This window comes from Gillisia sp. CAL575 (genome assembly GCF_000403785.1).
In the GTDB taxonomy this organism is placed as follows: Bacteria; Bacteroidota; Bacteroidia; order Flavobacteriales; family Flavobacteriaceae; genus Gillisia.
The window spans coordinates 55638-73321 of the sequence record NZ_APHJ01000026.1 but is presented as its reverse complement, the minus strand read 5'-3'; the positions used below and the strand labels follow the sequence as shown (position 1 = coordinate 73321).

The following is a 17684-nucleotide window of genomic DNA, read 5'->3' as shown; positions in this document are numbered from 1 at the left end:
AATCTATTATTCCTCAATTTATATATCTTCGAAAATAAGAATAATTTAGCTTTTAAAAGAATTTAAGCTGGCAGTTTAGAATTTACCCTACTAGATGTAACACTGTGCAAGAATCAAAGACTAACAAATTGTAAATAGCATCTGTGGAGAAAGAATTAGAACATCAGTTTGTAACAAATCTGGAGAGGGACCAGAATATTGTTCACAAAATATGTAGGATTTATACAAATGATCAGGCTTCCCACAACGACCTTTTTCAAGAAATAACCATACAACTCTGGAAAGCATATCCAAAATTCAGAGGAGATGCAAAATTTAGTACTTGGATGTATCGGGTAGCATTGAATACAGCTATTACTTTATATCGTAAGAAAAAACGTGGAATTCAGACTCAGGATTACGATTCTGTTCAGTTTAGAATTAAGGTAGACGAGTATGATGATGCTACAGAGCAACAATTGTCACTGATGTATAATGCGGTTAAAGAATTGAATGATATTGATAAAGCCTTAATATTTTTATATCTGGAAGATAAAAATTATAAAGAAATATCCGAAACAATGGGTATTAGTGAGGTAAATGCACGTGTAAAAATGAATAGAGTTAAAACTAAGCTTAAAAAAATATTAAATCCGTAAAGCGTATGGATGAGTTAGATTTATTAAAAAGAGATTGGAATAAGCAGCAAGGGAATTATCCCAAGCTTAGCTTTGACCAAATCTACAAAATGATATGGAAGCGTTCTCATTCTATTGTGAAATGGATATTCTATATTAGTTTAATAGAATTGTTGGCTGGTACTGTTATAAATATAATTTTCTCCGGTAATAAGTATTGGGAAGGAATAGAAAAGAACAATTTAGAGGAAATAATTACAATATTATATATTGTTAGTTATGCAATCACCTTCTATTTTATTTATAGATTTTATAGGAATTACCAAAGGATATCTACTACAGATGATGCTGCAACTTTAATGAAGAATATTTTAAGAACTAGAAGAACAGTAAAGTTTTACATTGCATATGTATTAATTTCTACAGGATTAACAGTGGTAGGAATACTTGGATTTATGATTATAAAACATAGCAATAAAGAGGTAGAACCTATTTCCAAATATGCCTTTGACGCTTTAGATTGGCTTAAGTTTATTGGAATAAGTGCATTGGTTTTAGGAATATTTCTAGGATTAATCTGGTTGTTCTATAGATTGCTTTATGGGATTTTGCTTAAAAGGCTACACAGAAATTATATAGAATTAAAGAAGTTAGAAATGTAATTGAGATATTAGAAAGAGGAATTGATTCAATATTGAATTTGAATTATAAATTGCTATTTGCTTTTTCCACTTATTACTTTCATCTCTAAATACTGTAATTAATATTTGAGTAATTTTAAGAACTATATTTTTGTTGAATGTTGAGGATTGTCAATTATAGAATAAGCAATATTACTTGTTCATTGAAAGGCTGAGATGTAACTAATTGCTTAGAAAATGAGCTTTATTCTTATCTCAGGAAAGATCCCTATTAACTGTTGTTTCCTTTTTTAATTTAGGTTTATTCAGTAATAACCCTTTAAATAGGTTACTTTTGCAAAAAATAGTTTTTTCCCTCCACTATTAAAAAATCATAAGAATGGAATTTACAAATCCCCTGATCTATGGGGTGCCAGCTTTCTTAGCGCTAATTCTGTTAGAACTAACCTATAGTAAAACTCATCACAACACAGATCTGTATAAATGGAAAGATCTTTTTTCGAGCCTTTCTATGGGGATTGGATCTGCGGTAATCGCTGCATTGATAAAAACCGTTTCTATTATTCTTTTATTCGAAATTGTCTATGAATTGTTTAACCCATTTGTTGAAGGGGTAAGAACAAATATTATGGGATATGAGTCCTTTGGGTATGCTTGGTATATTTGGATTATATGTATGTTACTAGACGATTTTAGTTATTACTGGTTTCATAGACAAAACCATATGGTTCGATTTTTTTGGGCAGCCCATATAGTTCATCATTCCTCAGATAATTTTAATCTTGGAACTGCAGTTCGTAATGGTTGGTTCACAATTCTCTACAAACCTTTTTTTTACGTGTGGATAGTCATAATAGGATTTTCCCCAGAAATGGTGGTGGTATGCCTTGGAATTGAAGCCCTCTGGCAATTCCAGTTACACACTAAATATGTTCCTAAAATGGGAATTATAGAAAAGTTTCTCAATACTCATACCATGCACCAAGTCCACCATTCGAAGAACCTGGAATACATGGATAAAAACCATGGAGGTATTTTAAATGTTTTTGACAGGATCTTTGGTACATGGAAAGAGCTAGATCCTCAAGTTGACATAGAATATGGGGTATCTACACCACCTGAATCATATAACTTATGGGTAATCCTAACTCATGAATACAAGAATATTTGGGAGGATACCAAAAAAACTAAAAATTGGAAACATAAATTCATGTATGTTTTTGGACCTCCTGGTTGGAGTCACGATGGGAGTACCAAAACGGTTAAACAGATGCGAAAAGCATTAAAAATAGATAGTTAACTTTTGAATCTCGTTTTCGTTAAGTTTGAAGAAATAATAGATAAAATTGGGAGAATAAATAATCTTGAATACTAAATTTTAAATTGATTTAATATTCCCACTTCCTTTTCTCATTCAATTCCTCCATATGGTCAATTTCTTCCTGTGGAATAACCTTTAAAAATGAAGAATGTTGCTCTATTGCATATTCTAATTTCTCAACAATATCTTCTATAGAATCATTTTCGTAGTCGAATTCTAATGCTGGTTTAATCTGAAAACTTTGTAGTATCCCCCTCTTCTTAAGTCGGATTCCTTTTTTATCAAAAGACCTTCTAAAGCCATCTATAACAATAGGAATCACTATAGGTTTATGCTGTTTAATAATGTGGGCAGTTCCTTTTCTAATTGGCTTAAAAGGCTTAGTTGTTCCTTGTGGAAAAGTGATCACCCATCCATCATCTAAAGCAACTCCAATATTATCTGTATCTTCTGTATTAACTTCCCGCTTAATATCTTGCCCTTTAGAGCGCCAAGTTCTTTCAACCGTAATTGCTCCTGCATAGGCCATAATTCTTGTTAGCAATCCTGCTTGCATGGTTTCTTTGGCAGCAACATAATAAAGGTTTAGTTTGGGTTGCCATAAATATCCCACATTCTTTATATTATCCACTCTCCCACTTAAACTCGCATTAAAAACGTGAAACATCGCTGTGACATCTGCGAAATAGGTCTGATGATTAGAAACAAAAAGCACATTTGTTTCTGGAAGATTTTTAATGATTTCGGATCCTTCAATATTCAACTCATTAAATCCTCTATAACGTCTATGCGATAAAACACCAAAAATACGAATTAGCCATTTTTTTATAAAAAGATAATGTCCAAATGGATTTTTTGTAAGTAGCCCCATGTTGTATTATTGATCTTAAATTGTTAATGTTATCTTAAAGAAGTCAAAGATACTAATAAACTTTAAAGAGCTAACTTCAATAAATCTTTTAATTCACTTAGCATCATCGCAGTTGCTCCCCATACAACATGACCATTCAGAGAAAATGCAGGAACTTGAATATTCTTAGCGTATGAAGTACTTAACTCCTGTGAGATCAAATTTCGTTCGTCCATAAAATGTTCAAGGTCTATTTCTAATATTTTCTCAACCTCAGACTCTTGCGGAATAAGATTAGGCGTTCTATCTATAAGTCCAACATATGGATGCACCCAAAAATTACTTGGAGGAATATATAACTTGGTTAACTTTTTTACAACCCTTACATCAGCTTTTGGAATTCCAACTTCCTCTTCTGTCTCCCGTAAAGCTGTGTGTTTTAAATTTTTATCGAAATTTTCTACTCGTCCTCCAGGAAAACCTACTTGATTGGAGTGAACACCTTTATAGGTCTTTCTTAGAATTAATACTAAATGGGTGATTTCGTTTTTATCAGGGTAAAAAAGTGCCATTACACCTGCTTTATTTGGTTTTTTAGCTTCAATATCTAAATCTGTCAATTCCTGAATACGAAGTAAAGGAGCCAATTTATGCTGTGCCTCTACCCCTGGAAGTTCTAAATTCTTTAATTTTGAAATTTTATAATTAAATTCAGTGAATTTCATGACTAGACGACTTACTTTCTTTTTCGCTTTTATTATTCTATTAACTGCAAGTTGTGAAGATACACAAAAATCAAAGATCAATAATACAAAAGCCTCCACAAACAAGACTAGTATTAAGATAAAGGACACTACAGATAGTAATAATATTAATACTGCAAAACCAAAGAAAGATAAATTATATCTACATGACGAACCCATGATTGTTCAGGAAAAGTTAATCCCTTTTTTAACCGAATATGGAAAGAAGAATCATGAGAATAAATTTAGAATTAGCACGAGTTTTGGCGATATTGAAGTCTTGCTGTACAATGACACTCCCTTACATAGGGCAAATATGATATTGTTGATTAAGAAAGGATATTTTAATGGTACTTTTTTCCATAGAGTTGCTAATGGATTTGTCATCCAAGGAGGTAATTCAGATAATAGAGAGACTAGTACCAAAAGGAATAATATGGGTTCCTATTTAATTCCAAGCGAATTTGAAGCTGGCCATAGACACACTCGAGGAGCATTTTCCGCAGCCAAATATGCAGAACAAAATATTAGCAAAGCCTCTTCCCCTTTTGAATTTTTTATTGTACAAAGTGATCGTGGAGCGCATCATTTAGACAACGATCACACAGTTTATGGGAAAGTTACAAAGGGAATGGATGTTGTAGATGAAATTGCCAAGCAACCAATTGGAGAAGGAGAATGGCCATTAATCAACATTCCAATCACTGTAGAGATCATAGAATAAAATTTGGTTGTAACTTTTTTACAAGTGAATAGTTTTAAATATTTCAAAAGAGATAGTTTCAATCATTCTAAGATCTGTTAAATGTAGTAAAGTGATCTGCTATGAAATCTTATAATGAAATTTTTAACTAGTTTCCAAAGATTAAACTAATAATGAAAGTAAAAAAGGTAAGTTTTTATCTATCGCATTTCTATTTTATCAAAGTTATTCTCCAAATTAGGTTTTAAATGTGTTGAAATCTAGTAATCTCCTTTTTCCAATTGTTAGTATATAAAATCTCCTGTTGCATGAACCCTATTCTTTTCCAACCTATTTAGTTTTTGTTTCTTAACAATTTATGGTTGAAAAAGTATAAACTAAACGCCTTATCTCTTCAGTTCTAAATGAAACTTAAAGGTGTTACTTGCCGTTACATCCTGGCTTAGCATCCATATCTGGTTCTAAGCGAATGTTGCTAAGTCCTATATCTACACCTTCACTAGCCGTCACCATGAATGCATTGCTAATTTTACTCATATCAACACCAAGATCAGCAAAGCAACTTAGGCTTATCCTATATTCTCGCCACTCATTGGCAGCGATATTTATATTAACAGTTTTATCACAAGCCGCACCTTCATTACACATGCCAATTTTGACAGTCGCGGACTTGGCATTAAAGGATTTTGCGGAGAAGGTCAGTTCTATCGCGCCATTGGTTTGACGACTCATATTACTTGGCGAAGCCGCACTTAAAATTAGTTGGTCATAATCTGGTAGCGTCCAATTAATGCGTAATGCATCCTCTTGTGCGGTGTGGTCAGTTTTGCTAACAATCAGCCCTCCTACAGAGGTTGGAAAGCTGCCGATTTGTTTGTTCAAGTCTCCTGTTTTTAGCCATAAATTCCAAGGCGCGATAGAAGCACCTTTGCTAAAAAAAACACCTGTTGAAACTACTTCAATATTTTCTAAACCAGCATCTTCTGAAAGTTGATCAATGACCACATCGTTTTCATAAGTTAGACCATAACCTAACTCAAACAACATTGTAGACTCTCGTTCTGCTAGATCTTCTGGCACTACTGCACTGTTTGGCCAAGAGAAAGATAGGCGACCAGTAAAGTCATATAACGGGTCTATTTGAAATAATAGGTCAGAGACACCACCTCCTTCGCTGCCAGGTAACCATGCAGCTACAAATGCATCTGATCTATTTATTTCAGGATTGCTCCACATTGGGCGGCCCGATAGAAAAACCGACACCACAGGTATACCTTTACTACGAAATTTTTCAAGTATGTTGGTGTCAAAACCGTTTGGAATAAAGTCCAGATTTTCAAGGTCCCCTTGGAATTCCGCGTATGGGTTTTCACCGTATATTGCAATCACCACATCAGCTGCTTCGTTTGAATCGCCATTGGCTGAAAAAATTACATGTCCGCCAGCGCTTTTAACGGCTTCCTTGATCCCTTCAAGTATGGACTGGCCATTCGGAAATTCATCATTTGTATGGCCCGTACCTTGCCATGAAAGAGTCCAACCACCGCTGGTTTTAGCAATATTATCTGCCCCATCACCAATTACCAAAATCGTTTTAGTTGCATCTAATGGCAATACGCCACCATTATTCTTCAGTAAAACCATTGACTCCCGTACTGCTTGCCGGGCAATGGCTCTATTTTTAGGAAGGCCCAAAAGGCTTTCATCTCCTGCATTTTTACGCGTGCTAGGAGCCCCTTTGCTAAATATACCAGATGCAATTTTTACTCGAAGTATACGTCGCACCGCATCATCTAAGCGGGTCATGGGGATTGTGCCATTCTTCGCATGCTTTAAGGTGCTTTCATATAAACCTTTCCAACTATCTGGAGCCATATACATATCGAGGCCTGCGTTTAAAGACTGTGGGCAATCAGTATTCGTACAACCGGTAACTTGACCGTGACCGTTCCAATCTCCAATAACAAAACCATTAAAACCCAATCTACCTTTCAATACATCTGTTAACAGTTCTTTATCACCATGCAGTTTTCTGCCTTCCCAGCTAGAAAAAGAGGCCATTACAGTTTGCACACCTGCAGGTATAGCGCTGTAGTACCCTGCAGCATGAACCTCTCGCAATTCTTTTTCGCTAATCTTGGCGTCACCTTGATCAATCCCATTTTCTGTAGCTCCGTCACCTAAAAAGTGTTTGGCACTAGATATGACGCGGCCATCACCCATAAAATCTGGATCGCCAATATGACCTTGCAGACCATATACAATTCGGTCTGCGTACGATTTAACAATTTCTGGATCTTCAGAAAATCCTTCATAGCTTCTACCCCAACGTAAGTCTTGGGGTATCGCTAAGGTTGGTGCAAAAGTCCAATCGTGACCAGATATGGTGAGTTCGTGAGCGGTCACTGCTGCTATTTTTTCTATTAGATCTGGGTTGTGCATAGCGCCAAGTCCAACGTTATGTGGAAAGACAATAGCTCCGCGCAGGTTGGTATGCCCATGTACCGCATCAATTCCCCATATATACGGGATAGCTACCTCAACACCTTCAGGGTCAATTGAGGCATTATAATATTTATCAGCCATTGCCAACCATGTTTTGGTATCTGCGTAGGGCAGCGGTCCCGGTGCTGAATTACCACCGCTGAGTATTGACCCTAATCGATATTTTTTCAACTCCTCTGGAGTGATCGATGCATTGTCTGCTTGAATAACCTGACCTACTTTTTGTTCCAAAGTTAGTTTAGGCAATAATTCATCTATTTGTGCTTCAATAGCTGGGTCTAATGGTAGCTGTTTAATGACTGGCCAATCTTCAGGAGTAACTTTATTTTCTGACGTTAATTGAACTACCTCTGTTTTTTTTTCTGCATCTATTCCATTAGATGATTCTACAGGAGTTTTTAGTGGAGTGCAGCCAACAATAAGAATAGAGATAACACATACGAGTGAAATGAATGATAAAAAAGACCTGATAGCCTGCATAATGAAGAGTTTTTTAGTGGTATTGATACTATAGTAGTTGGCTACAAAGATTATAAGTTTACGGCATAAGTTACCATATTTCTTTATTTAATTATAAATTTCAGAGCCAGAAACATCATATTCCTTAGTCTCCTAATGGATTGCTGAACATTTTCCATACGTGCAATATTTAAAATCATAGCTGTATCTTGGTTAGGTCAGTTTAGTGTTTAGGAAAACTATTTTCATCTTAAACATACATATTTGTTTTTCCATAAAAAGTGTAAATCTATCTATATGAGCCACATTGCCAAAATTGGCTTTAACCTTTTTCATTATCCATATGGGTTATTTATATCCTGAGAATCAATATTAGGAGAAAGGGTAACGTAACAATTTCAAAGAGGAGAATAGATTATTAGTCCTGAAGCAGATTTATATATATTAGCATAGTTCTATTAAAACTCAATTCATCTTTAAATCTGTACATTTCAGTAAATTAAATATTCTTTAAAACAGAACTGAAACTACATTTGATCTTATAACATCTAAAAACCTTTAATTATGAAAACAATTGCAGTATTGATCGCGTTATTTTTAACTCAACTATTTTATGCACAAAACGATAGTTCTCCAGAAATATCTGTAAGTGTAGAAAACATAAAAAATGATACCGGAAAAATTATATTCGGGGTGTATACTGAGAACACCTTTCTAAAAGCGGCGCCAAAATTTAGCGGCCAAAGCGAAATTGTAGATGGAGCAGCAAGCATAACATTTAAGGACCTTCCTCCAGGAACCTATGCAATATCTTGCTTTCATGATAAAAACGGAAATTCGCAAATGGACTTCGAACCAACAGGAATGCCTTTAGAACCTTACGGAATTTCGAATAATAGAATCGATAATTATGGACCACCTCAATGGACTGATGCTAAATTTGAACTTGAAGACCAGTCTGTAAATATGACTATAAAGCTGACAAACTAACTATAGGTAAGCGAAGCTGAATTATATTTTATAATAGAATAAATCAATACCTTTGTAAACGTATTAATTCTATTATATGACTATAACTCAGCTTCAATATGTTCTAGCCGTTGCAGAACATCAAAATTTCACAAAAGCAGCGCTAAAGGTTTTTGTAACTCAACCTACTTTGAGTATGCAAATTCAGAAATTGGAAGATGAACTAGGTGTAAAGATCTTTGACCGAACAAAGAAACCAATTCAATTAACCGAGACTGGGAGAAAGATTGTAAATCAGGCACGAAATATTGTTAATGAAAGTGATCGTATTCAGGATATTGTAGATCAAGAAAAAGGATTTATTGGAGGTACATTTAGATTAGGTATAATTCCTACCATTATGCCAACGCTTCTACCTATGTTTCTTACAAACTTTATAAAAAAATATCCCAAAGTTAAGCTAAAGATCGAAGAGTTAAATACGGAAGCGATAATTGAACGTTTAAATGACGGGCACTTAGATGCTGCTATTGCTGCAACCCCTTTGGAACTAGATGGGATAAAAGAGCAAGTTTTATACTATGAACCATTTGTGGCTTATATTCCTGAAGGACATCGCTTAGCAACCGAAAGTAATTTAAAAGTAGAGGATTTAGATATTGATGATATGTTGCTTTTAGAGGATGGACATTGCTTTAAAGATGGGATTATTAATCTCTGTAAAGCATCTAGAAATTATGATGGAGATCATTTTCAGTTAGAAAGTGGAAGTTTTGAAACTTTAATAAAACTGTCTAATGAAGGATTAGGAATGACATTGCTCCCCTATTTACATACCATGGATCTTGGAGAAAAAGAAAACAAGAGACTAAAAATGTTCGAGGAGCCAGTACCAGCTAGAGAAGTAAGTTTAATTTACACGAAAAGTGAATTAAAAATGCAGATTATAGAAGCGCTTCGCACTACGATTGCGGGCGTTGTGAAAGGAGCTATCGCTTTCCAAAACGTAAAGATCATAAGTCCCGTAAATAAAAGAAAAAATATAGTAAACTAAAAGATTGGCCAAAAGGCCGATCTTTTAGTTTAAATATATTAGACATTTATTTAATTCTGGGTTCTGCTGAGTCAGGGAAACTATCCAGATTTTCAATTCCTCAATTTCATGAGGTAATAATCTTTGAAGTGCCTTTTTAACTTCTTTGCAGAATAATACGGCATCAAAACTTACTTTATCAAGTATTGTTTTGGTGTATTCAAACATCGCTCTCGCCATAATTTGATACTGTTTTAAGTTGATGATTTAATTTAAGTAAAAGTAGAATTATACTATAGGCAGGTATTATTAAATCCTCTCTAAGATAGGAAATTTCATGTATATTACAATGGTAATATAATGTTAATAAATTTAAAATCTATTATCCCCACTTATAATATCTCCTATCCCGCCTAAAATACTGCCTTCTCCTTTATCCTTACCTCCGCCCTGAGGTGCAGCTTGAAGTACTCTGTTGGCTAATCTACTAAAAGGCAAGGATTGCACATATACTACTCCTGGTCCTGTCAAGGTTGCAAAGAATAATCCTTCCCCACCAAAAATGGTGTTTTTGATACCACCTATAAATTCAATATCATAATTAATATCTTGGGTGAACCCGATTATACATCCAGTATCTACACATAATTTTTCTCCACTAGCTAACTCCTTTCGGGCCATAGTTCCACCGGCATGTACAAAGGCCATTCCATCTCCTTCTACTTTTTGCATAATGAAGCCTTCCCCTCCAAAGAACCCTCTTCCTAATTTTCTGCTGAATTCTATTCCTATAGAAACACCTTTAGCCGCACATAGAAAAGCATCTTTTTGACAAATGAATTTTCCTCCATATTTATTGAGATCTAAGGGAAGTATTTTCCCGGGATAAGGAGATGCAAAACTTACCTTTTTCTTACCAGAGACTTCATTAGAAAAAATTGTCATAAATAAACTTTCTCCTGTAAGAAGTCTTTTTCCTGCGCCAAGTACTTTGCCAAGAAAACCTTCGTTTTGTTTGGATCCATCTCCAAAAATAGTGTTCATTTTAATCCCACTATCCATCATCATAAAATTACCTGCTTCAGCAATTACTGCTTCATTAGGATCTAACTCTAATTCCACATATTGCATCTCCTCTCCAAATATCTTATAATCTATTTCATGTGAATTCATAATAACTTATTTAAAGAAATAAGTAGTTGAATCGTCAAAAACGTTACACTACTATAAACGATTTTATTGTTTTTTACCTTTTAGCCGAACTGTCCATTCAAATTCAAACGTGGACACTTCCACTCCATCTTCATTTAAGCCTATAGATTTCATCCAGAAAGTTTGTCCTTCACCTGTACTAATAGTTTCCTGTATTGCTTCAGATATTAAATGACCATCCTTACAAGTGAATTCTAGCTTACCAGTTGCCTTTTTAGTGAAGTGTGCTTTATTTTGTGCAACTAACATAGAGATCTTTTTTCCACTTTCCTTGATCTGACCAATAACCATAGCTCCTGTACTAAGCTCGGCAGCCATTGCTTGTACTGCAAAATACATAGAATTAAATGGGTTTTGGTTAATCCATCTATGCCGGACCTTTACAGTACAACTTTCTTCATTTATCTCTTTAACTCTTACACCACATAACCATGCACTTGGCAATTTCAGAATTAAAAATTTATTAAGTTTTCCGGGTGTTATTTTCATTATAGCATTTAATTTTCCTTAAAAGTATCTAAAAAATACTGAACAGCGAAATGTTAAACTTTTCTTAAATTAATTAACATACAGTACTTTGTTTTGCATAATACCATCTTAAAGATATATATTTGTATAAGAAAATCAATCAGCTATGGAAACTACATCATCACATCCGGATAAAACAATCGCAGCTTTTATCCATCTATCAACCTTTAGTAAGTATTTATTTCCCTTCGGAAATTTTATTTTTCCCTTAATATTTTGGACGGCTAAGCAAAAAGATCCATTTGTAGATCATCATGGAAAACAAGCTTTAAATTTTCAAATAAGTATGTTTCTGTATTTTATACTATTAGTATGTATAGGAGTTGCAGGTGTTGTTTTTTGGGGAGTTCATTTTAATTTAAATGACCCTTTTATAATTTCTGACAACTATATAAGTACAGGACATCCACAAAATTTAATATCGTTGTTCGTTTTTGCAGCAATCCTAGGACTCCTATTAGTAGGACTATTCGTTCTGGATTTTGTAGCTGTAATTCTTGCTACCATCAAAGCAAGTGAAGGACAACTATATAAATATCCGTTAACCATCAATTTCATCAAACCAACTCAGGTTGGTACAAATCAATCAAACAATGAACAGTTTAACAACATTCAAAACCAAACGCTATGAAGATTGAAAACACCAAAGCACAAATGCGTAAAGGAGTGCTGGAGTATTGTATTCTATCGGTGTTACGAGATAACGATGCCTATGTGGCAGAGATCTTAGACACCCTTAAAGACGCAAAATTATTAGTGGTGGAGGGAACAATTTATCCTTTGCTTACCAGACTTAAAAATGCTGGATTATTAAGCTATCGCTGGGAAGAATCTACCAGTGGCCCACCAAGAAAATATTACGGCTTAACAGATACTGGCCAATCATTTTTAACTGAACTAACCCATACTTGGGATGAACTACAAACCGCTGTAAAAGTTGTAACCACTCAAAAAAATAAAAATCATGAATAAGACAGTAAATATAAACCTTGCCGGCATTTTCTTTCATATTGATGAAGATGCATACGCCAAACTTCAACATTATTTAGAGGCAATAAAAAACTCGCTTACTAATACACAGGGTAAAGAAGAGATCATTGCTGATATAGAAGCTCGTATTGCTGAACTTTTTAATGAGAAGATAAAAGACGTAAAGCAGGTAATTGGAAATACAGAAGTGGAAGCAGTAATCGCAACAATGGGCCAACCAGAAGATTATATGTTAGATGATGAGATTTTTGAAGATGAACCTTCTTATGCTAAAACTACTAACACTGCAAATACTACAGGAAAACAGCTTTTTAGAGATACCGAAAATTCTTATATTGGAGGAGTTTCATCCGGATTAGGTCACTACTTAGGAATACAAGCCATTTGGGTACGTTTATTATGGATAATCCTAACCATTGCATCTAGTGGCGCATTCATCCTTATCTATATAGCGCTATGGATCTTTGTTCCTGAAGCTAAAACAACTGCAGATAAACTTTCTATGCGGGGAGAAGAAGTAAATATCTCTAACATAGAACGCAAGATCAAAGAAGGTTTTGATGATGTTGCTGGAAAAGTTAGAAATGCAGATTACGATAAGTATGGTAGACAAGTAAAATCTGGTGCCAGTTCTGCTGCTACAGGGATTAGTTCAGCTATTTTAGCAATCCTTAATATCTTCGTTAAATTTATAGGCTTACTTATTCTATTGATTGCAGGATCTACTTTAATTGCTTTATTTATTGGTCTATTTACTGTTGGAACCTTTGGAATTGTAGAAGCACCTTGGACAGATTATATTGAGATGGCTGCTATTGGTGCTCCGATTTGGGCAATCTCTCTACTTACATTTTTTGCTGTAGGGATTCCATTTTTCTTCCTTTTCATCTTAGGCTTGAAAATTATGGTAAGAAAACTAAAGTCTATAGGTACACTTGCTAAAATGGTTTTGTTAGGTTTATGGTTATTGTCTGTAATTGGTTTAATATTTTTGGGAGTAAAACAAGCAACCTTAAGAGCGTTTGATGGAGAAATAGTAATTACTGAAAAATTGCCAATCCAACCTCAAGATACTTTGTATTTAGCAATGAGGTCTAATCCAGACTATTCTTCTAATACCTGGAGAAAAGATGTTGAAATTATGTACGATAATAATGATAACAAAATCATGTACATAACAGATATTAATGTGGTGGTAAAATCTACCAAAGATTCTATCGGTAAAATAGAAATCGTAAAAACCGCGGATGGGAGTGACTATAAAGACGCTAAAAACAGGGCGAAAAATATTAGCTATAAGACCAGTTTTGCCGGAAACAAACTTTATCTGGATTCCTATCTTACCTCTAATTTGAATGAATACTATAGAGACCAAGAAGTTAAAGTAACGGTTTATGTCCCAGAAGGAACTGTATTATTTGTAGATAATAATGTAAGTGATTATTATAGATACTCAGACAACGCTGGAGGAATTTTAAAATATGACCAAGAAGAGCACTTTGTAAAAGTGATTGAGAATGAAACCCTTTGCGAAACTTGTCCTGAAGTACATATAGATTCTAGTGACGACTCTTGGAACACAGATGATAGTTGGGAAGAGTCAGATTCTTTTAATGATGACGATGAAATAAAGGTTCGAATAAACGCAAATGGAGTACAAATTAAAAAGAATGCAGATAACTGGGAAGAATCTGACAGTTTTGATGAACCTCATGAAGTTAACATCCAATTAAATTCAGACGGAATTAAAATTGAAAAGAAAAATAATAAGAAAATTAAGATTGATGAAAACGGAATAGAAATTAAAAAGAACTAGTCATGATTGCATTAATTAAGCTCATAATCGTATTAGTCTTATCTGTTTTCTCAGGTGAGCCAACTGAAGAAAAAGTAAGTGAAAATGGCCATTATTTAGAACTATACCAAAACCAACAAAAAATAAAAATATTTATAAAGCCTTCACAAGTCTTTGTAGCTAGCTAAATAAAGCCCCCAAAGTTTGGGGGCTTTTTCTATATTTGCCTGAATTATAATTATAAAATTATGTACAAATATATACTTGTAGCTTTTCTTTTAATAGGATTAAATTCTCAAGCACAAAAAAATGTAAAGGGAAGCAGAAATGTAACTACAGAGCAAATAGATATTAAATCATTTACATCCATAGAAATGGATGGAGAATTTGAAGTGGGACTTTTAAAAGGAAGCCGATCTATGGTAGAAGTTGAAGCAGATGACAATTTACATGAACTTATTCAAATTGAAGTGGTGAATAATGTTCTTTATATAAAGCCATCTGCAAAGATCTCTAATAGCAAATCTCAGAAATTAAGCATCACATTCAATGATACTTTAACAAGGATTAGTATTGATGGTAAGGTAGAATTTGAAACCCTTCAAGAGCTGTATTTACAAGATTTTGAATTTATTGCTAAAGGAAAATCGAAAAGCAAGTTATCTGCAACCACGAACATCTTCAAATTAAACAACTCTGGAGATGCCAAAGTTGAAGTAGAGATAACTTCAGAAGAAATAATTTTAGAATTAAAAGAATCAAGTGAATTAGAAGGATCATTAAAATCACCTTTATTAGGTGTAAAAGCATTAGATAAATCGTCAGCAAAATTAAAAGGAGCTATTGATCAACTAAATCTTAGTGCTGCAAAATCCGCAAAATTTGATGGCGAAAAACTAACTTCTAAAACTGCGGAAGTTTTTACAACCGGGAATTCTAAGAATAGTATTAATGTTTCCAAAAACTTAAAACTTTCTGCAAAAGATAAAAGTGAAATAGATCTTTATAATTCTCCAGAAATAGATTTAGTGGAGTTTTCACAAAAAGCAGTTCTTTCTAAAAAAAATTAATTATTAGATAGACGTTCTTTAAATTACACTATGTTTACACCTATTAATCTCTAAATTACAATAGAATGAAAAATATTTTAAGAAATGGTTTGATCTTTTCTTTGTTATCTATAGCCTTGGTTTCTTGCCGAGATGAAAAAAATGCGGCAGATGATGTAGATGATGAAAGTGCTATTCGTCAAGAAATGAACTTAGATTCTGATGATAAGGTAGAAATAAGTAAGGATGGAGATAAGATTAAAATTGAAACCGCTGAAGGCGATGAAATTAAAATTAAGAAAGATGATGGAGAATATAAGAAAAAAGTAGACAGAGCAGATGGTAGTGAATCTAAGGTAAAAGTTGATGGTGGTGAGGTAAAAGTAAAAAGGGATAACTAGTCCTCATTTAACAATAAAAAAAGCCTCTGCAAATGCAGAGGCTTTTTTTATTGTACTAATAATGTAATTTTTAAAAGATTACATATTGGCTTCAGCTTCATTTTCTTTTAATTCTTCAACAGAACTCAAGTAGCGTTCTGCATCTAATGCTGCCATACAACCCGTACCTGCAGCAGTAATTGCTTGTCTATATTCTTTATCTTGTACATCTCCAGATGCAAAAACTCCCGGAATATTGGTTTTGGTACTTTTCCCTTTTGTTACAAGATATCCCATATCATCCATATCCAGTTGTCCCTTGAAGATATCTGTATTAGGTTTGTGCCCAATTGCTATAAATAATCCAGTGATAGCAATTTCTTCTTTCTCACCAGTTTCATTATTTACCATTCTTAAACCTTCAACTACTTGCTCTCCCAATACCTCATCTACTTGAGTGTTATATTTTAGAACAATATTTTTCGTATTGGTAACTCTATGCTGCATAGCTTTAGAAGCTTTCATCTCATCTTTACGAACCAACATTGTTACTTTACTACAAATATTAGCAAGATAAGTTGCTTCTTCAGCAGCAGTATCTCCCCCACCAACTATGGCAACATCCTGATTTTTATAGAAGAACCCATCACAAACAGCACAAGCAGAGACTCCACCTCCACGCAAACGTTGCTCACTAGGTAATCCTAAATATTTCGCAGTAGCTCCAGTAGAAATAATAACCGACTCTGCTTCTACCCAAGTTGAATTATCTATACAGGCTTTATGAATTCCACCTGGCTCTTCATTAAACTGTACTTCTGTAACCATCCCGAATCTTACTTGGGTTCCAAAACGCTCAGCTTGTTTTTGAAGATCTACCATCATTGCAGGACCATCTATTCCTTCTGGATAACCAGGGAAATTATCAACCTCTGTTGTAGTTGTTAATTGTCCTCCAGGCTCCATTCCAGTGTACATAATTGGATGCATATCTGCACGGGCTGCATATATGGCTGCTGTATAACCAGCAGGTCCCGAACCAATAATCAAACATTTTATTTTTTCTACAGTATCTGACATTTCAATATTTATTTATTCTTGTAAAAGTAGGGAGTTTAGTTAAAAACTTACAAGAATTGTTATTAAGATTTACTATTTGTTTATAATTCTATTGAATAGCAAGGTTTAAAAAAGGCGATTTTAATAGATCCTATTAGTATATATTATTTTAAGAATTAACTTTGCCGTCAATGATAGACATTTCACTTTTTAGCACTTTCGATCTTTTAGGAACCGTGGCCTTTGCTATCTCTGGAGCACTAGCCGCTATGTCCCGAAAGCTAGATATATTCGGTATTTTTATAATTGCTTTTGTTACTGCTACCGGCGGAGGAACAGTTAGAGATATTCTAATTGGTAATAATCCTGTAATGTGGATGGAAAATACATTTTACATCTACCTAATTAGCATTATTACCTTTTTGGCAATTGTATTTAGACATAAAATTAATCATCTAAAGACCTCCCTTTTTCTATTTGATACTATAGGCCTAGGAGTTTTTACAATTACTGGAGTCGAAGCAGGAATAGAAAACGGATTAAGCCCTATAATATCCATTGCTCTTGGTGCCATTACAGGAACTTTTGGAGGTGTTATTCGGGATATTCTTTGTAATGAAATTCCCGTGATCTTTAGAAAGGAAATATACGCTACCGCTTGTATTATTGGATCTCTTGCGTATGTAGTCCTATATGACCTTAATGTAGATAAAGACATTATCTATATAGTCACCTCTTTAATTGTTATCAGTATAAGACTAGTTGTGGTGAAGTTTAAAATCGCACTTCCCTCCTTTTATATAGATCCTTCAGATGTAGATACCCCTTAA

General features: G+C 34.1%; 20 protein-coding genes. 13 read left to right on the top strand and 7 right to left on the bottom strand.

Annotated features, from left to right (window positions below; genetic code table 11):
- Nucleotides 1–143: 143 nt before the first annotated feature.
- From I130_RS09010 to I130_RS09000, 3 genes are all read left to right on the top strand, one after another.
- Nucleotides 144–638, top strand: coding sequence for an RNA polymerase sigma factor (locus I130_RS09010; RefSeq protein ID WP_034921899.1), 495 nt, complete (start codon nucleotides 144–146; stop codon nucleotides 636–638).
- A gap of 5 nt (nucleotides 639–643) precedes the next feature.
- Nucleotides 644–1279 carry a hypothetical protein gene (locus tag I130_RS09005; protein ID WP_034921896.1) on the top strand — a complete coding sequence of 212 codons (636 nt, stop codon included), beginning with the start codon at nucleotides 644–646 and terminating at the stop codon, nucleotides 1277–1279.
- Nucleotides 1280–1637: 358 nt separating this feature from the next.
- A complete protein-coding gene (locus I130_RS09000) occupies nucleotides 1638–2558 on the top strand; it encodes a sterol desaturase family protein (protein ID WP_034921892.1) in 921 nt (306 codons plus the stop codon).
- Nucleotides 2559–2646: 88 nt separating this feature from the next.
- Here I130_RS09000 and I130_RS08995 read toward each other — a convergent pair whose 3' ends face one another.
- Entirely contained in the window at nucleotides 2647–3450 is an 804-nt protein-coding gene (locus tag I130_RS08995; protein WP_034921888.1) for a lysophospholipid acyltransferase family protein, read from the bottom strand.
- Nucleotides 3451–3512: 62 nt separating this feature from the next.
- Complete coding sequence (locus I130_RS08990) at nucleotides 3513–4154, bottom strand: NUDIX hydrolase (protein WP_034921885.1); 642 nt, start codon at nucleotides 4152–4154, stop codon at nucleotides 3513–3515.
- On the opposite strand from I130_RS08990, the gene I130_RS08985 reads away from it, so the two are divergent.
- Nucleotides 4153–4896: a peptidylprolyl isomerase gene (locus I130_RS08985; RefSeq protein WP_034921882.1), complete on the top strand. Its 744-nt coding sequence runs from the start codon at nucleotides 4153–4155 to the stop codon at nucleotides 4894–4896. The two genes, I130_RS08990 and I130_RS08985, sit on opposite strands and share 2 nt — an antisense overlap.
- Nucleotides 4897–5295: 399 nt before the next feature.
- Here I130_RS08985 and I130_RS08980 read toward each other — a convergent pair whose 3' ends face one another.
- Nucleotides 5296–7860, bottom strand: coding sequence for a glycoside hydrolase family 3 protein (locus I130_RS08980; protein ID WP_034921878.1), 2565 nt, complete (start codon nucleotides 7858–7860; stop codon nucleotides 5296–5298).
- Nucleotides 7861–8403: 543 nt separating this feature from the next.
- Between I130_RS08980 and I130_RS08975 the strand changes: the two genes are divergently transcribed.
- Nucleotides 8404–8829: a DUF2141 domain-containing protein gene (locus tag I130_RS08975; RefSeq protein WP_034921875.1), complete on the top strand. Its 426-nt coding sequence runs from the start codon at nucleotides 8404–8406 to the stop codon at nucleotides 8827–8829.
- Nucleotides 8830–8905: 76 nt separating this feature from the next.
- On the top strand, nucleotides 8906–9862 hold the full coding sequence (locus tag I130_RS08970; protein WP_034921872.1) for a LysR family transcriptional regulator: 957 nt from the start codon (nucleotides 8906–8908) through the stop codon (nucleotides 9860–9862).
- A gap of 24 nt (nucleotides 9863–9886) precedes the next feature.
- Here I130_RS08970 and I130_RS08965 read toward each other — a convergent pair whose 3' ends face one another.
- From I130_RS08965 to I130_RS08955, 3 genes are all read right to left on the bottom strand, one after another.
- Nucleotides 9887–10081 (bottom strand): hypothetical protein, encoded by a 195-nt coding sequence (locus tag I130_RS08965; RefSeq protein WP_034921869.1) that lies wholly within the window; start codon nucleotides 10079–10081, stop codon nucleotides 9887–9889.
- Between the two features lie 132 nt (nucleotides 10082–10213).
- Nucleotides 10214–11014: a TIGR00266 family protein gene (locus tag I130_RS08960; RefSeq protein ID WP_034921866.1), complete on the bottom strand. Its 801-nt coding sequence runs from the start codon at nucleotides 11012–11014 to the stop codon at nucleotides 10214–10216.
- A gap of 63 nt (nucleotides 11015–11077) precedes the next feature.
- Nucleotides 11078–11542 carry a DUF4442 domain-containing protein gene (locus tag I130_RS08955; RefSeq protein ID WP_034921863.1) on the bottom strand — a complete coding sequence of 155 codons (465 nt, stop codon included), beginning with the start codon at nucleotides 11540–11542 and terminating at the stop codon, nucleotides 11078–11080.
- A gap of 145 nt (nucleotides 11543–11687) precedes the next feature.
- Here I130_RS08955 and I130_RS08950 point away from each other — a divergent pair, with 145 nt between their 5' ends.
- The 6 genes from I130_RS08950 (at nucleotide 11688) to I130_RS08930 (ending at nucleotide 15816) form a co-directional block, all read left to right on the top strand.
- On the top strand, nucleotides 11688–12212 hold the full coding sequence (locus I130_RS08950; protein WP_034921862.1) for a DUF4870 domain-containing protein: 525 nt from the start codon (nucleotides 11688–11690) through the stop codon (nucleotides 12210–12212).
- Nucleotides 12209–12553, top strand: coding sequence for a PadR family transcriptional regulator (locus tag I130_RS08945; RefSeq protein ID WP_034921859.1), 345 nt, complete (start codon nucleotides 12209–12211; stop codon nucleotides 12551–12553). Before I130_RS08950 ends, I130_RS08945 begins: the two co-directional genes overlap by 4 nt.
- A complete protein-coding gene (locus tag I130_RS08940) occupies nucleotides 12546–14387 on the top strand; it encodes a PspC domain-containing protein (protein ID WP_034921854.1) in 1842 nt (613 codons plus the stop codon). The genes I130_RS08945 and I130_RS08940 overlap by 8 nt, the downstream gene beginning before the upstream one ends.
- Before the next feature lie 2 nt (nucleotides 14388–14389).
- A complete protein-coding gene (locus I130_RS16630) occupies nucleotides 14390–14554 on the top strand; it encodes a hypothetical protein (RefSeq protein ID WP_157480562.1) in 165 nt (54 codons plus the stop codon).
- Nucleotides 14555–14614: 60 nt separating this feature from the next.
- Nucleotides 14615–15436 carry a GIN domain-containing protein gene (locus I130_RS08935; protein ID WP_034921851.1) on the top strand — a complete coding sequence of 274 codons (822 nt, stop codon included), beginning with the start codon at nucleotides 14615–14617 and terminating at the stop codon, nucleotides 15434–15436.
- Between the two features lie 65 nt (nucleotides 15437–15501).
- Nucleotides 15502–15816, top strand: coding sequence for a hypothetical protein (locus I130_RS08930; protein ID WP_034921848.1), 315 nt, complete (start codon nucleotides 15502–15504; stop codon nucleotides 15814–15816).
- Between the two features lie 78 nt (nucleotides 15817–15894).
- On the opposite strand, the gene trxB is transcribed toward I130_RS08930, so the two are convergent.
- Nucleotides 15895–16875, bottom strand: a complete 981-nt coding sequence (trxB, locus tag I130_RS08925) for a thioredoxin-disulfide reductase (RefSeq protein ID WP_034921845.1) — start codon at nucleotides 16873–16875, stop codon at nucleotides 15895–15897.
- A 170-nt stretch (nucleotides 16876–17045) separates the two neighbouring features.
- On the opposite strand from trxB, the gene I130_RS08920 reads away from it, so the two are divergent.
- Nucleotides 17046–17684, top strand: a complete 639-nt coding sequence (locus I130_RS08920) for a trimeric intracellular cation channel family protein (RefSeq protein WP_034921842.1) — start codon at nucleotides 17046–17048, stop codon at nucleotides 17682–17684.

Excerpts from the sequence above, each read along its gene's own strand:
- I130_RS08950 (WP_034921862.1), top strand. The coding sequence starts at position 11,688 with ATGGAAACTACATCATCACATCCGGATAAAACAATCGCAGCTTTTATC.
- I130_RS08955 (WP_034921863.1), bottom strand. The coding sequence starts at position 11,542 with ATGAAAATAACACCCGGAAAACTTAATAAATTTTTAATTCTGAAATTG.
- trxB (WP_034921845.1), bottom strand. The coding sequence starts at position 16,875 with ATGTCAGATACTGTAGAAAAAATAAAATGTTTGATTATTGGTTCGGGA.
- I130_RS08990 (WP_034921885.1), bottom strand. The coding sequence starts at position 4,154 with ATGAAATTCACTGAATTTAATTATAAAATTTCAAAATTAAAGAATTTA.
- I130_RS09000 (WP_034921892.1), top strand. The coding sequence starts at position 1,638 with ATGGAATTTACAAATCCCCTGATCTATGGGGTGCCAGCTTTCTTAGCG.
- I130_RS16630 (WP_157480562.1), top strand. The coding sequence starts at position 14,390 with ATGATTGCATTAATTAAGCTCATAATCGTATTAGTCTTATCTGTTTTC.
- I130_RS08960 (WP_034921866.1), bottom strand. The coding sequence starts at position 11,014 with ATGAATTCACATGAAATAGATTATAAGATATTTGGAGAGGAGATGCAA.
- I130_RS08975 (WP_034921875.1), top strand. The coding sequence starts at position 8,404 with ATGAAAACAATTGCAGTATTGATCGCGTTATTTTTAACTCAACTATTT.
- I130_RS08980 (WP_034921878.1), bottom strand. The coding sequence starts at position 7,860 with ATGCAGGCTATCAGGTCTTTTTTATCATTCATTTCACTCGTATGTGTT.
- I130_RS08930 (WP_034921848.1), top strand. The coding sequence starts at position 15,502 with ATGAAAAATATTTTAAGAAATGGTTTGATCTTTTCTTTGTTATCTATA.
- I130_RS08945 (WP_034921859.1), top strand. The coding sequence starts at position 12,209 with ATGAAGATTGAAAACACCAAAGCACAAATGCGTAAAGGAGTGCTGGAG.
- I130_RS08970 (WP_034921872.1), top strand. The coding sequence starts at position 8,906 with ATGACTATAACTCAGCTTCAATATGTTCTAGCCGTTGCAGAACATCAA.
- I130_RS08935 (WP_034921851.1), top strand. The coding sequence starts at position 14,615 with ATGTACAAATATATACTTGTAGCTTTTCTTTTAATAGGATTAAATTCT.
- I130_RS09005 (WP_034921896.1), top strand. The coding sequence starts at position 644 with ATGGATGAGTTAGATTTATTAAAAAGAGATTGGAATAAGCAGCAAGGG.
- I130_RS08965 (WP_034921869.1), bottom strand. The coding sequence starts at position 10,081 with ATGGCGAGAGCGATGTTTGAATACACCAAAACAATACTTGATAAAGTA.
- I130_RS08940 (WP_034921854.1), top strand. The coding sequence starts at position 12,546 with ATGAATAAGACAGTAAATATAAACCTTGCCGGCATTTTCTTTCATATT.
- I130_RS08920 (WP_034921842.1), top strand. The coding sequence starts at position 17,046 with ATGATAGACATTTCACTTTTTAGCACTTTCGATCTTTTAGGAACCGTG.
- I130_RS08985 (WP_034921882.1), top strand. The coding sequence starts at position 4,153 with ATGACTAGACGACTTACTTTCTTTTTCGCTTTTATTATTCTATTAACT.
- I130_RS08995 (WP_034921888.1), bottom strand. The coding sequence starts at position 3,450 with ATGGGGCTACTTACAAAAAATCCATTTGGACATTATCTTTTTATAAAA.